The following is a 13,244-nucleotide window of genomic DNA, read 5'->3' on the forward strand; positions in this document are numbered from 1 at the left end:
ATTGGATACCGCCCACGCTCGCTCGTCAAGTAGGGAGGGTCCGATGCCACCACCGCCCCCGCAGCAGCCGCCGTGGCCACAGCAGGCGCAGCCGCAGCCGCCCGCCACGCTCGCCCGGCTCCCCGACCACGCCGCCGCGGCGCACGGGGAGCTCGAGGCGCTCGCCGACGGCGAGGTCCGCTGGACCTTCGCCCGGCTCGCCGCCGAGATCCACCGGGCCGCCCGCGCCGCGATCGCCCACGGCGTCCGGCCCGGCGACCGGGTCGCGATCTGGGCCCCCAACAGCCGCCGGTGGATCACCGCCGCCCTCGGCGCGGTGGGCGTCGGAGCCGTCCTCGTCCCGGTCAACACCCGCTACAAGCCCGCCGAGGCGGCGGACGTCATCCGGCGCAGCGGCGCCCGCGCGCTCTTCACCGAGCGCGGCTTCCTCGGCACCGACTACGCCCGCGCGCTGCACGCCTCCGGCGAGGACCTGGGGGTACTCGCCTCCACCGTGATCCTGCGCGGCGAAGGAGGCGAAGAGGGTGAAGGAGGCGAAGGAGGTGAAGGGGGTGAAGGCCCAGGCGGCGGCGCCGCCACGACCGCCGCCACCCTCGGCTGGGAGGCGTACCTGCGGGCCGGCGAGTCCGTCACCGAGGAGGAGCGGGCCGCGCGCGCGGCCGCCGTACGCCCCGGGGACCTCTGCGACATCCTCTACACCTCCGGCACCACCGGCCGTTCCAAGGGCGTCATGACCACCCACGGCCAGACCGTCCGGCTCTACGCCTCCTGGTCCGGCCTCGTCGGCCTGCGCGCCGGCGACCGGTACCTGCTGGTCAACCCCTTCTTCCACACCTTCGGCTACAAGGCCGGCGTGCTCGCCTGCCTGCTGCGCGGGGCCACCATGCTCCCCGAGGCCGTCTACGACGCCGACCGCGTCCTCGCGCGCATGGCCGCCGAGCGCGTCACCTGCCTGATGGGGCCGCCCACCGTCTTCCACGGCCTGGTCCGCCACCCGCGCCGGACCTCGTACGACCTCTCCGCCCTGCGCCTGGCCGGCACCGGGGCCGCCTCCGTGCCCGCCTCCCTCGTCGAGGAGATCCGCACCGCACTGGGCGCGCCGGAGGTGTTCACCGCGTACGGGCTCACCGAATCCGGCGGGGTCGTCTCCGTCTGCCCCACCGACGCCGACGCCCGGACCCTCGCCCACACCGTCGGACCGCCGCTGCCCGGCACCGAGGTGCGGATCGCCGACCCGCTCGGCGCGGTGCTGGCCGCCGGGGAGCCGGGCGAGGTGCAGGTCCGCGGCTACCACGTCACCCCCGGCTACCTGGACGACCCGGCGGCCACCGCCGAGGTGGTGCTGCCCGGCGGCTGGCTGCGCACCGGGGACATCGGCGTCCTGGACGGGCGCGGCTACCTCGCCATCACCGACCGGCTGAAGGACATGTACGTGGTGGGCGGCTTCAACGCCTACCCCGCGGAGGTGGAGAACGTGCTGCTCACCCATCCCGCCATCACCGACGCCGCGGTCGTCGGGGCCCCCGACGAGCGGCTCGGCGAGGTCGGGGTGGCCTACGTCGTCACCACCGGGCCGGTCACCTCCGACGAGCTGACGGCCTGGTCCCGGGAGCGGCTGGCCAATTTCAAGGTGCCGCGGCGGTTCACCCGCCTGGCCGAGCTCCCGCGGGGCGTGGGCGGCAAGCTGCTGAAGACGGAGCTGCGCCGCGCGGCCCGGGGGGAGTCGGCGTGAGGACACTGGCGCCCACCCCCGAGCAGGCGGAACTGCGGGACGCGGTACGGGCGGTGCTCGCCCGCCACCCCGGCCACGCGGCCTGGGCCCCGCTGACGGCCCAGGTGGGCGCGGCCGCGCTGGCGGTGCCCGAGGAGTACGGCGGCCTGGGCTGCGGGGCCGCCGAAGTCGGGGTGGTCAGGGCGGAGCTGGGGCGCGCGCTGAGCCCCGTACCGTATCTGGGCTCGGCGGTGCTGACGGTGGGGGCGCTGCTGGCGGCCGGGGACCGGGAGGCGTGCGCGAGGCATCTGCCCGGGCTGGCGGAGGGGACGGCCGTGGGGGCGCTGGCCTGGGCGGAGGAGGGCGGGCGCCCCGACGGCGGGCCGGAGACGGGATCCGGTCCGGCCCCGGGCGCCCGGCGCGGCAGTTGGGAGGCCGGCGATCTGGCGGCCCGGGCGGAGCCGGCCGGGCCGGACTGGCTGCTCACGGGCGCCAAGCGGTACGTACTGACCGGCCCGAGCGAGCCGTCCCTGCTGCTGGCCTTCGCCACCCTCGCCACCGCGACCGAGCCCGGCACCACCGCTGCCCCCACGCCCGGCACCGGGCCCGGCCAGGGCGGCGGCCGGCTGGGCCTGTTCGAACTCACCGCCCCGCCGACGGCCTTCACCGTACGGTCCACCATGGACCGGACCCGGCCGCTCGCGGAGCTGACCATGGACCGGACCCCGGCCCGGCTGCTCTCGTCCGACGGCGCCGGAGTCCTGGCCCGGGTCCGGGACCTGGCCTGCACCGCGCTCGCCGCCGAGCAGGCGGGGGCGGCGGCGCGGGCGCTGGAGGCGACGGTCCGGTACGCGAAGGACCGGGTGCAGTTCGGACGGCCCATCGGCTCCTTCCAGGCGATCAAGCACCGGCTGGCCGACATGTACACCGCGGTGGAGAGCGCCCGCTCGCTCGCGCTCGCGGCGGCCGCCGCGGACGCGGCCCCGGCGCCGGCCGCCGCGGCCAAGTCGGCCTGTTCGGAGGCCTTCTCGTACGTGGCGGGCGAGATGATCCAGCTGCACGGCGGGATCGGCATCACCTGGGAGCACGAGGCGCACGAGTTCTTCAAGCGCGCGCACGGCTCGGCGCAGCTCTTCGGCTCCCCGGCCGCGCACCGTGAACGGCTGGCGGCCTTGCTCGGCCTGCTGTCGGCACGCTGACGCACACAGCATCTGCTACTCTCACCGCATGGTTTGCGGACGATAACCAAGTCCCCAACAACCAGAGCAGGTCTCGCACTTGCTCCTGCGGCCGGGAGGGTCGTGGCCGGACAGGCGTGCCCTGTCAAACTCCTCGGAGCAATCCGAGGGAGAGTCTTCCGGATTCATCCGGGAGAGAACTCCAACTGGTCCTGGACTACTCCAGATCGATGTGCCCGTACCACCAGCGCTACCGCGAGCAGGCCCGTACCAATCAGGTGTCGGGCCTGCCCGCACATCTGGATGACGACACGCGCATACCGGCGGCGGTTCACCGAGATCCCCTCTCACCTCGGCCACATGGGCAAGACGGCCTACCACGCGGCGATGGACGCGGTGATCGACCACTACCTGGATTCGGGCTCCGCGGCTCCGGCGCTCGTGGTCTTCCAGACCGACGGCGGGCCGATCAACAAGCTCGCCGCGGAGAAGTACCTGTGCAAGGCGGCCGCTCTCCCGCTGTTCTGGCAGTTCGTCGGCTTCGGGAACACGCGCAGCTCGCAGTTCGACTTCCTGCGGCGGCTGGACGAACTGCCCGTCCCGGGCAAACGGGTCGTGGACAACGCGGGCTACTTCCACGCCGGCCCGGACCCGCGGACCGTCGCGGACTCCGAGCTGTACGACCGCCTGGTCGGGGAGTTCCCGGCATGGCTGGCGGCGGCCCGGGCGGCGGGCATCGTGCGCGCCTGAGCGGCGGCCGGGGGCACCTCGCGCTTTGATGGACGTATGACGACGAACAACTGGGCCGTGTTCGAGACGGCGGAACCGGACTTCGCGGCGGCCGTCGAGGCCCGCTTCGCGCAGTTCCCGCACCACGTCCTCGCGACCCTGCGCAAGGACGGGTCCCCCCGCGCGACCGGGCTCAATGTCGACATCCGCGGCGGCGAGCTGTGGCTGGGCATGATGCCCGGCTCGATGAAGGGCAAGGACCTGCGGCGCGACCCGCGCTTCGCCCTGCACACCAATCCGGGCGCGGGAGAGACGATGCCCGACGGGGACGTGCGGATCGCCGGGCGGGCGGTGGAGATCGTGGAGCCGCCCGAGCTCCACCGGTACGCGGAGGAGACCGAGTCCCCGCACCCCTTCGACCTCTTCCGCACCGAGCTGACGGAGGTCGTCCACGTCGGCGTCGAGGGCGACGACCTCGTGGTGCGCTCGTGGACCCCGGAGCACGGCCTGCGCACCCTGCGCCGGGGAGACGACGACGAGCCGGTCCGCGAGGAGGCGGTTCCCGAGAAGCCGGTCCCCGAGGAGCCGCCGGCCGGCTGACCGGCGGACCCCGTGGACCCTTCCGGTCACCGCACTGGGCCACAGCACTGGGCCACAGCACTAGCTGAGCGGCAGGCGGCCCTTCTTCGGGGCCTGCTGCTCGCCCACGTGCACCCAGCTCCGGTCGATGTTGATCGTCACGTCGCCGTACGTGGCGTCGTGGTCGCCCCGGAACTGGTGGGCCCGGCGCGCGCCGGCCCACTGCCCGGTGCCCTGGGGCAGTCCCAGGTCGGCGTCGGAGACGGAGGCCGCGCCGTTCCAGCGGGCCACCCACAGCACGTCGGGCATGGCCTCCGGGGCCTGGGCGTAGTGCGCGCTCAGCGCCTTGGCCCCGGAGCTCGCCGAGACGTAGGCGGCCGCCCGGTAGTCCAGTTCGTGCAGCCGGACCGTCCAGGCGGTGAGGTAGGCGACGACCGGGGCGTCCCAGGTGGCCCGGTCCGTGTAGTTCTCCACGTCGTTGTAGAGGACCGTGCCCTCGGCCAGCCCCAGGGCCCTGGCCGCCTGGGCGGCGCCGTCGGCGGCGGCCCGGCCCTGCTCATTGGCCTCGGAGGGGTCGGTGGACAGGCCGGTGGAGGAGCTGTGCCAGGGCTGGGGGCCGACCCAGATCGGCATCAGGTGCCAGCCCGCCGCGGTCTGCCGGTCGACCCACCCGGCGGTGAGCTGCGGCTGGGCGCAGGCCCGGGCGCGGCCGCCGATGTAGACGCCGACGGCGCCGAAGGGGGAGTCGCCGCGCCAGGCGTCCATGGCCCGCTGGGTGGGGGCGGTGCAGGCGTCGAAGCCCTCGCCGGTGTAGGGCTCCTGGACGGCGGTACGGGGGCCCGGGCCGGTCGCGACGGCCGGCTCGGCGGGTGCGGGGCCCGGGGCCGCGGGCGGGAGGAACGCGCGGGCCCGTCCGAGGACGCCCCGTACGGACTCGGGCGTGGTCGCGTAGGAGACGGTGGCCATCAGCCCGGCGCGGCGCAGTGCGTAGCGGAGCTCGTTGCTGTCGCCCCGGACCTTGGGCAGCGGGTCGCCCTCGTCCCCTCCGACGGTCGGGATGTCGGCGCGCGGCGGGGCGCCTTCGAGGGGTTCCAGGTGCAGGGTGTCGGCGCGGGGGGCGGCGGCGCGGCCGGCCGCGCATTCGCCCTGGGTGCCGGCGTGCCCGAGGTAGAGCGTGGGCAGGTCGAGGCGCAGGCAGGCCTCGGGGTTCCGGTCGAGGTCGACGACCCGCCAGTCGGCGGGGACGCTGAGCCGCAGCCCGCGGTAGTCGACCGTACGGCCGTCGGCGGCGCCCGGCTCGGTGCGCGGCTCGGTGCTCGCTGCGCCGGCTGGCGGTTCGCCGGTCCCGAGGGGGACGGGAGAGAGCAGCGCGGCGCCCAGCAGGCAGCTCAACATCATGTGGGAGGACAACATGTGACCCACTGTTACCAGAATGCGGGGCCCCTCCTCCGAGTGGAGAAGCCCCGCGACTGGCCCGTCCGGCCCAGCGGGCGTCCCCTTACCCCTGCTGGTCCTGGAAGGCGGGAAGGGCGAAGATCCGCTCCTTGCCCGCCTCCTCCATGAGCTCGACGAGCGGCAGCACCAGCTCCCACAGGTCCTGCTTGTCGACCTCGCGCACGAGTCCCTCGAGCTCCGCGTCGCCCAGCGCGGCGGCGGCGTCCGCCACCACCTTGCGGGCCTCCTCGGGCAGCACGCCGACCAGCGGCAGGAACGCGCCCCACAGCGCGGTCGCCACGACGGCCCGCACCACTCCGGCCAGGATCTCCGGATCGCGCAGGGAGCCCAGCCGGGCCACGGCGAGCCGGTCGTCCTCGCCGAGCAGCGCGACGAGCGGGAGCAGGGACTCCCACAGCCCCTCGGCGTGCGTCACCCGCACGAGCGAGTCGAGCTCGGGCCCGTCGAGGCGGGCGGTGAGCTCGGCGATCCGCAGCCGCTGGTCGCCTCCCACCATCGCGGCGATGCCGAGGGCCTCCTCCCAGAGCCCGCAGGCAGCGGCGGCCCGTACCACCGCGGCGAGCCGCTCGTCGCCCATCAGCTCCAGGATCCGGGGCAGCCGGTCGGGCAGGTCGACGTAGAAGCCGGCGCGCAGCACCGCCTCGTCATCCACCTGGTCCAGGATCCGGCGCAGCACCCGGTCCCTCATGTGGCCGACGAACCGGCCCATGGTGAGGTGGTCCCGGTGGTCGGCGAGGGTGACGGCGATGCGGACGACGAGCCCCTCGTCGAGCCGGTCGACGATCCCGGCGATCTTCCGGGGGTCCAGGTGCCCGCAGGCCTCCGCGGTGAAGGGGACGGGGAGCTTCTCGATGATGTCCGCGGCCCGGCCCGCCTCCAGCCGGCCGGCCACGGCGGCCGCCAGCCGGGGCCCGAGCGCCTTCTGCGAGATGGCGGCCGCCACCCCGGCCGGGACCAGCTTGGTCGCGGCGGCGATCCGGTCGAGCATCTCGGGCGCCCCGTCGTTCAGCACGCCGCCGACCTGCTCGCGGAACGCCCGTACGTCCTCGTCCGGAAGCCCGCGCAGGAAGCCGAGCTCCCCGGCGTCCACGCCCACCAGGCGGGCGATCTTCTCCACTTCGGCGCGGCTCACCGGAACAGCACCTTGCGTACGGCGCCGCGGGCGATGGCGGGCACCAGCTTGAGGGCCTCCTCGGCGGCTTCGCCGAGCCCCTCGGCCTGGCGCACCCGCTCCGCCTTCAGGGCTCCGGCGAGCCGCGCGAGCTCACCGGCGTCCAGTGACGCGAACGACGCGGGCGGTCGGGCGCCTCCCAACTCAGCGCTCAACCGGCCCAGTTCCTCATCGGTACGCACGGGACGACCTCCCACACCAGAGACGACGACGGCTCGCTCCGAGCGTGAGGCTGTATTGACTAATAGTCAATACTCGCGGGTAAGGCCGGCATCGGCCTTCAGTTCCCGCTCTCCACCAGCTCCTTGAGGACGAGGTCCAGCGCGGTGGCCCGTACGCCGAGCACGCGCTCGGTCTCGGAGGCGTCCACGCGCAGCGCCCGGTCGTACATGTACGCCATCTCCGGGACCTCGGCCATCACCGCGTCCCGGGCCACCAGTGCGGCCAGTTCCCCGGGCGTCGTGCGCCGCAGCCGCGGGCCGGGCGCACCCGCGGCTTCGGCGAGCCGGCCCGCCAGCGCCCGGATGGACAGCTCCGAGGTGGACGGCACGTGCCAGGCGCGGCCCCAGCCGTCCTCCCGGCCGCCGACCGCGATGAGGGTACGGGCCACATCGCCCACGTAGGACCAGGCGTGCGCCTCGTCCAGGTCGACCGGGAACACGGCCTCCGTGCCCGCGAGCACCGCCGGGACGGCCGTCCAGGTGAACAGCGAGAGCGCCCCTTCGCCGAGGAAGTCGCTTCCCCGGACCTCGGCGACGCGCACGCCCCCCGCCTCGTGGGCGGCCAGGGCCTCCTCCCACATCGCGGCGCGCACGCGCCCCTTGTCCGAGGTCGGCCGCAGGGGCAGACCGGGGGTCAGGGGCTCCGCCACTGGCCCGTACCCGTAGAGGTTCCCCAGCATCACGTAGTCCGTTCCGGTCCGCCCGGCGGCGGTGAGCAGGGAGGCCGCCAGCGGCGGGAAGGCGGTGCGCCAGTCCTGGTAGGCGGGGGCGGCCGCGTTGTAGAGGGTGCGCGCATCCCGGAGCAGCCCGGTGAGGCGGTCGGTGTCGGTGATGTCGGCGGCGACCCGCTCGACGAGCGGATGCTCGGGCCCACCACCACTGCGGGTGACGACACGGACCCGCTCGCCGGACGCGGCGAGCATGCGGGCGGTGGCGATGCCGATCGGGCCGGCGCCGGTGATGACGTGCACGGACATGGCTGTACTCCCCTGCTGAAGGCCTGAGTTGTTCACGCGATGGATCAACTCTCGCTCCGGGCGGCGCCGTACAGTAGTGGCCTGAATGCCAGCCATCCGGAGATTCGAGCCATGACGCCCCCTCCTCCGACCCACCGTCCGCACCGGGTGACGGTCATCGCGGTCCCCCCGGTGACCACCTTCGACCTGTCGATCCCGGAGATGGTCTTCGGCGCGACGCGCATCGGGGAGGACCCGGCCTACGAGGTGACGGTCTGCACCCCCACCCCCGGGGTCGTCACTGCGGCGATCGGCATCGACATCGTCGTGCGCCACGGCATGGAGGCGATCGAGCGGGCCGACACCGTGATGGTCACGGGGACGGGCGCGCGGGTCAGCGCGGACCCGCGGGTGCTGGACGCCTTGCGGGCCGCCGCCGCGCGGGGGCGGCGCATCGCGTCCATCTGCACGGGTGCATTCGTCCTCGCGCAGGCCGGTCTCCTCGATTCCCGTCGCGCAACGACCTTCTGGAGCATGTCGGAGGAGTTCAGGGAGCGCTTCCCCGCGGTCGACATCGTGCCGGGCGTGCTGTTCGTCGAGGACGACGGGGTGCTGACCTCGGCGGGGCTCTCGGCGGGGATCGACCTGTGCCTGCACATGGTGCGCGGCGACTACGGGGCCGCCGTGGCGAACGCCACCGCCCGCCTGGTGGTCGCCGCCCCCGCACGGCCGGGCGGCCAGGCCCAGTTCATCGAGACCCCGCTCCCGGCCGACGGCGACACCTCCCTCGCCGGGACGCGCGCCTGGGCCCTGGCCCGCCTGCACGAACCGACCACCCTGACCGACCTGGCCCGGCACGCGGGCCTGAGCATGCGCACCCTGACCCGCCGCTTCCGCTCCGAAACGGGCCTCAGCCCCCTGCAGTGGCTCCTGCACCAGCGTCTCCACCGGGCCCGCGAGATCCTGGAGACGACCTCCCTCCCCGTGGACCAGGTGGCCGCCCGGAGCGGCCTCGGCACGGCCGACTCCCTCCGCACCCACCTGGTCCGCTCCACCGGCCTCACCCCGACCGCCTACCGGGCCACGGCGCGGGTTCGCCGGCCGTAGGGCCGGAGGCGCGGCCCTACGGCCGGCGGGACGCTAACCGGTGGGGGCGGGGGCGGCGGCCCGTTCCAGGACCTCCAGCACGGTGTCCCGGAACAGCGTGGTCTTGTACGCGGTCTGCGGCAGCGGTCGGCAGCGGCCGAGGACCGTCGCGGCCGCCGCGGCCAGGACCTCGGGGGTGGCCTCACGGCCGATCAGCACGGCCTCCACCTCCGTCAGCCTCAGCGGAACCCGAGCCACGCCGCCCGCCGCTACGGCGGCGTGCGTGACCGTGGCGCCGTCCAGGACGAGCCGGGCGGTGGCCTCGACCAGGGGCCATTCGGCGTGGGCCCGGCTGGTGGCCCGGTGGCAGGCGGCTCGTTCTCCCGGCAGGGACGGCGGCAGCAGGACCGCGGTGAGGATGCGGTCGGGCGCCAACAGGTGGTCGGCACGGTGGAGCCGGTCGCCGTCCCCGTACAAGTCAGCGACGGTACGCGGCGATTCGCCGTGGACCTCGACCTCGGCGTCATAGGTGAGCAGGGCCATCGCGAGGGTCGACGGGTGCGGGGCGACACAGGGGCCATCGCCGGCGACCACGCCGAAATGGTGGTCGCCTTCGCGCGCGGGGCAGCCGGAGCCGCCCTTCTGGAGGCAGCTGAAGTGCGGATTGCGGTAGTACCAACAGCGGTTGCGCTGGAGCAGGTTGCCGCTCAGCGTGCCCGCGGCACGAACCTGCGGGGTCGCCGCGGTCCCGGCCGACAGTGCCAGGGCCGGCCAGCCGGAGCGCACCCGCGGATCGGTGGCCAGCGTGGCGAGCGTGGTCAGCGCGCCGACGCGCAGCCCGCCGCCGGGCAGTGGGGTGAAGCCGTGCAGCCCGTCCGCGCCGTCGAGGTCGGTGAACGGCCCCGGGGAGATCGCGCCGCGCTGTCGGGCGGTGGTGTCGGTGCCACCGGCGCGCAGCTCCCCGCCGCGGGCCAGGACGGCGGCCGAGAGGTCGGCGAGGGTGGGCTCGGTGCTCACGTAGCCAGTCCTTCCAGGAGCCGGTCGGGTCGGATGGGCATGTCGTACGGGCGCCGGCCGGTGGCGTCGTGGACCGCGTTGGCCAGGGCGGCCGCGGTCGGCAGGGTGGCGATCTCGCCGAGGCCGACTCCGCCGCCGGGGACGTGTTCGAAGCCCTCCTGGTGGAAGTGGACGGTGATCTCGGGGGTGTCTCCAATGCCGGGGACGCGGTAGTCCTCCAGGTTGTCGGTCAGCACCCGGCCGGTGGCCGGGTCGGTGCGCCGCTCCTCGAACAGGGCGTAGCCGACGCCCTGGACGACGGCGCCCTCGCACTGGCTGCGGGCGAGCCGTTCCTCGTGGATGCGGCCCGCGGCGATGCCGCTCCACACGCGCAGCGGGCGGATCCGGCCGAGCCGGGTGTCCACCTCCACCTCGGCGACCTGCACCGATCCGGTGAAGCCGCGGCCGATCGCCACGCCGCCCATGGTCAGGTTGAGGGGGGTCACGAAGCCCCGGCGGTCGCGGGGGCGCCGGCCGGTGACCCGTACGCCGTTCGCAAGCCCCAACCGGGAGGCCACGTCGCCGTCAGCGGCGCCGAGCGCGTCTCGCAGCCGTTCGGCGGCGTCCACGGCCGCGGGCACGATCGACGGCGTGGTGCGGCTGCCGCCGGAGGTGGGCCCGTGGACGGTGTCGCTGTGCCCGACCTCGGCACGCACCCTCTCCTCCGGCACGCCGAGCCCTTCGGCGACGGCCCGGCGCAGTACGGTGCGCGAGCCCGTGCCCATGTCCTGCACGGCGCAGCGGGCGACGACGATCCCGTCCTCGACGGTGAGCTCGACCTCGGTGACGGGGTCGAGGAAGTACAGCCAGTTGGCCGCTGCCACCCCGACGCCCCGGCGGAACCGCCCGGTGCCGCCGCGGGTCCCCGACCAGGCCGGGAGCGCGGCGGCCAGGTCGTACAGGGCGTGGCGCTTCGGGTTGCCGTCCCAGCGGCGGCGCAGCGCGATGGGATCCTCGCCGAGCCGGTGGGCCATCTCGTCGACGGCCTGCTCCAGGGCCCAGCACATCGTGGGTCCGCCCGGGCCGCGGAAGGGCGCGCCCGGCGGCCGGTGCGTGACGATGTCGAAGTCGCGGAGCCTGCGCGGCGCCTTGCCGTACATGAACCGGGCCAGCGCAGCCACGGTGCCGCCCACCGAGACTCCGCCGTCGGTGTCCACGTCCATGGCCAGCGCGCTCAGCTCTCCGGCGGCGTCCGCGGCCATCGCCAGCCGGATCCGCGTGCCGGGCCGGTACCCACCGTCGGTGAGCTCCTCGTCCCGGTCCAGCACCACCCGCACCGGGGCGCCGTGCAGCCGGGCCAGCTCCACCGCGGCGACGACGTCGGAGGTGAGCCCCATCTTGCAGCCGAAGCCGCCGCCCACGTGGACGGCCCGTGCCACGACCCGTTCGACGGGCACGCCGAAGCGTTCGGCGGCGAGCTCGGCCACCTGCTTCACCGACTGCGTGGACACCTCCAGGTGGAGGGCGCCGTCGACCCAGTGGGCCAGGCAGGCGTGCGGTTCGAGCGGCGTATGGCTCTGGGCGGCAGTCGTGAACAGCCCCTCGACCACCCGCTCGGGGCTGCGTTCCCGGCCCTCGATGATCCGGCGCACGGCCGTGGCGGGCCGCTTGCTCATGGCGGACGGGCCGCGCCGGTTGCCGCGCCAGCGGGCGGGCACCAGCTGGGGAGCCTCTCCGGAGCCGGGTGCCAGCTTGCGCGCCGCCTTGTCCTCGTAGACCAGCGGCCCTTCGCCGGCCCGGGCCCGGCCCACGTCGAGGGCGGCCGGCAGCACCTCGTACTCCACCTTGACCCGCTCGGCGGCCGCCCGCGCCGAGGCCCGGTCCGCCGCGGCGACCGCCGCCACGGGCTGCCCGACGTACCGCACCACCCCGTCGGGGGGCAGCAGCGGCACCAGCGGCAGGTCCCCGGCCTCCAGGGACCGTACGTGCGCGTGCGCGTGCGGCGAGCGGATGATCACCCCCTCCAGCAGCCCCTCGGGCCGGTGGTCGGTGGTGTACCGGGCGGACCCGTCGACCTTCTCCGGCGCCTCGGCGCGCGGCGGCGCCGGCACCTCCCCGTCGTAGTCCCCCACACAGGCCGCCGCCACGGCACTGAAGATCCCCTCGTACGCCCCACACCGGCACAGGTGCCCCGCCAGCGCCTCCGCGATCTCCTCCCGCCCCGGCCTGGCCCGCCCGTGCGCGGCCCGCCACCGCTCGAAGAACGCGGCCGCCTCGACCACGAACCCGGGGGTGCAGTAGCCGCACTGGAGGGCGTCCTCACCGGCGAAGGCACGCCCGACCGGGTGACCGGCCAGCCCCTCCACCGTCGTGACCCGCCGCCCGGCCAGCCGGACCGCCGGCGTCAGGCACGCCACCCGCGGCTCCCCGTCGACCTGGATCGTGCACGCCCCGCACACCCCGCCGGCGCAGACCAGCTTGGTCCCGGTCAGCCCCAGCCGCTCCCGCACCACCTCCACGGCGGCCGGATCACCGTCCACGTCCACCGCGCACGGGACGCCATTGACCTCGAACTCCACGAGACGCACTCCTCAACCGTGGGGGCGGCGACCCCCATACCTACCGGGCTCGCCTTCACCCCCCTTGATAACCCGCCCCCACCCTCCCCGCAGCTCGGCACCACGGACGGCCCCACCCCGGAACGCCACAACGCCCGCCACCCCTGGTCGGGGACGTGGCGGGCGTTGTGTCTCAGTCACTCACCTCACGCCGAGCCCACCTTGAACCCGGCCCAAATCGTCTTGCCCACCCGTTCGTCGCAGATCCGGAACTCGTCGGCGAGCTCGACCACCAGCCACAGCCCCCGGCCGCTCGGAGCACCGAGGTCGGGCTGCTGCACGACGGGGCGACCCGGGCCGCTGTCGCGCACCCCGATCGTCACGATCCCGCCCTCCCGTTCCAGGCGCACGGAAAACTCCCGCCCCAGCGGGACCCCGTGCAGAACTGCATTCGTGGCGAGCTCGGACACGCAGAGCCGTATGTCGTCCCGCCGCTCGCACACACCCCAGTCACCAAGCGTGTCGCCTACGAACTGACGGGCCGCGCGCACCGAGGCACGGGCCCGAGGGAACCGCTGCTGCCGAGACAAGGACATAGCACCCC

11 protein-coding genes and 1 pseudogene are annotated in these 13,244 nt (G+C 74.9%); 5 read left to right on the top strand and 7 right to left on the bottom strand.

From position 1 onward, the window contains the following. Window positions 1-43: 43 nt before the first annotated feature. The 4 genes and pseudogenes from DRB89_RS06325 to DRB89_RS06340 all read left to right on the top strand — a co-directional run bounded on the left by DRB89_RS06325 (window position 44) and on the right by DRB89_RS06340 (window position 4,218). Window positions 44-1,732 (top strand): AMP-binding protein, encoded by a 1,689-nt coding sequence (locus DRB89_RS06325; protein WP_112447929.1) that lies wholly within the window; start codon window positions 44-46, stop codon window positions 1,730-1,732. Then, window positions 1,729-2,910 carry an acyl-CoA dehydrogenase family protein gene (locus tag DRB89_RS06330; protein ID WP_239516033.1) on the top strand — a complete coding sequence of 394 codons (1,182 nt, stop codon included), beginning with the start codon at window positions 1,729-1,731 and terminating at the stop codon, window positions 2,908-2,910. Before DRB89_RS06325 ends, DRB89_RS06330 begins: the two co-directional genes overlap by 4 nt. A gap of 185 nt (window positions 2,911-3,095) precedes the next feature. Further along, window positions 3,096-3,639: pseudogene (locus tag DRB89_RS06335) on the top strand (VWA domain-containing protein); the annotation flags it as partial. Between the two features lie 36 nt (window positions 3,640-3,675). Further along, on the top strand, window positions 3,676-4,218 hold the full coding sequence (locus DRB89_RS06340) for a pyridoxamine 5'-phosphate oxidase family protein (protein ID WP_112447930.1): 543 nt from the start codon (window positions 3,676-3,678) through the stop codon (window positions 4,216-4,218). A gap of 60 nt (window positions 4,219-4,278) precedes the next feature. On the opposite strand, the gene DRB89_RS06345 is transcribed toward DRB89_RS06340, so the two are convergent. The 4 genes from DRB89_RS06345 to DRB89_RS06360 all read right to left on the bottom strand — a co-directional run bounded on the left by DRB89_RS06345 (window position 4,279) and on the right by DRB89_RS06360 (window position 8,021). Next, window positions 4,279-5,610: a glycoside hydrolase domain-containing protein gene (locus DRB89_RS06345; protein ID WP_112447931.1), complete on the bottom strand. Its 1,332-nt coding sequence runs from the start codon at window positions 5,608-5,610 to the stop codon at window positions 4,279-4,281. A gap of 85 nt (window positions 5,611-5,695) precedes the next feature. Beyond that, window positions 5,696-6,784 (bottom strand): hypothetical protein, encoded by a 1,089-nt coding sequence (locus DRB89_RS06350; RefSeq protein WP_112447932.1) that lies wholly within the window; start codon window positions 6,782-6,784, stop codon window positions 5,696-5,698. After that, window positions 6,781-7,005 carry a hypothetical protein gene (locus tag DRB89_RS06355; RefSeq protein WP_112447933.1) on the bottom strand — a complete coding sequence of 75 codons (225 nt, stop codon included), beginning with the start codon at window positions 7,003-7,005 and terminating at the stop codon, window positions 6,781-6,783. The genes DRB89_RS06350 and DRB89_RS06355 overlap by 4 nt, the downstream gene beginning before the upstream one ends. Window positions 7,006-7,103: 98 nt before the next feature. Continuing rightward, a complete protein-coding gene (locus DRB89_RS06360) occupies window positions 7,104-8,021 on the bottom strand; it encodes an NAD-dependent epimerase/dehydratase family protein (protein ID WP_112447934.1) in 918 nt (305 codons plus the stop codon). Window positions 8,022-8,132: 111 nt separating this feature from the next. On the opposite strand from DRB89_RS06360, the gene DRB89_RS06365 reads away from it, so the two are divergent. Then, the gene (locus DRB89_RS06365; protein WP_112447935.1) at window positions 8,133-9,107 is read left to right on the top strand and encodes a helix-turn-helix domain-containing protein; all 975 of its coding nucleotides are present in this window, start codon (window positions 8,133-8,135) and stop codon (window positions 9,105-9,107) included. A 33-nt stretch (window positions 9,108-9,140) separates the two neighbouring features. On the opposite strand, the gene DRB89_RS06370 is transcribed toward DRB89_RS06365, so the two are convergent. The 3 genes from DRB89_RS06370 to DRB89_RS06380 form a co-directional block, all read right to left on the bottom strand. After that, on the bottom strand, window positions 9,141-10,103 hold the full coding sequence (locus tag DRB89_RS06370; protein ID WP_112447936.1) for an FAD binding domain-containing protein: 963 nt from the start codon (window positions 10,101-10,103) through the stop codon (window positions 9,141-9,143). Beyond that, entirely contained in the window at window positions 10,100-12,670 is a 2,571-nt protein-coding gene (locus DRB89_RS06375) for a molybdopterin cofactor-binding domain-containing protein (protein WP_204357681.1), read from the bottom strand. The genes DRB89_RS06370 and DRB89_RS06375 overlap by 4 nt, the downstream gene beginning before the upstream one ends. Window positions 12,671-12,846: 176 nt before the next feature. Continuing rightward, entirely contained in the window at window positions 12,847-13,236 is a 390-nt protein-coding gene (locus DRB89_RS06380) for an ATP-binding protein (protein WP_112451820.1), read from the bottom strand. Window positions 13,237-13,244: the final 8 nt, after the last annotated feature.

The sequence above is a fragment of the Streptomyces sp. ICC4 genome, assembly GCF_003287915.1.
GTDB classification, from domain to species: domain Bacteria; phylum Actinomycetota; class Actinomycetes; order Streptomycetales; family Streptomycetaceae; genus Streptomyces; species Streptomyces tritrimontium.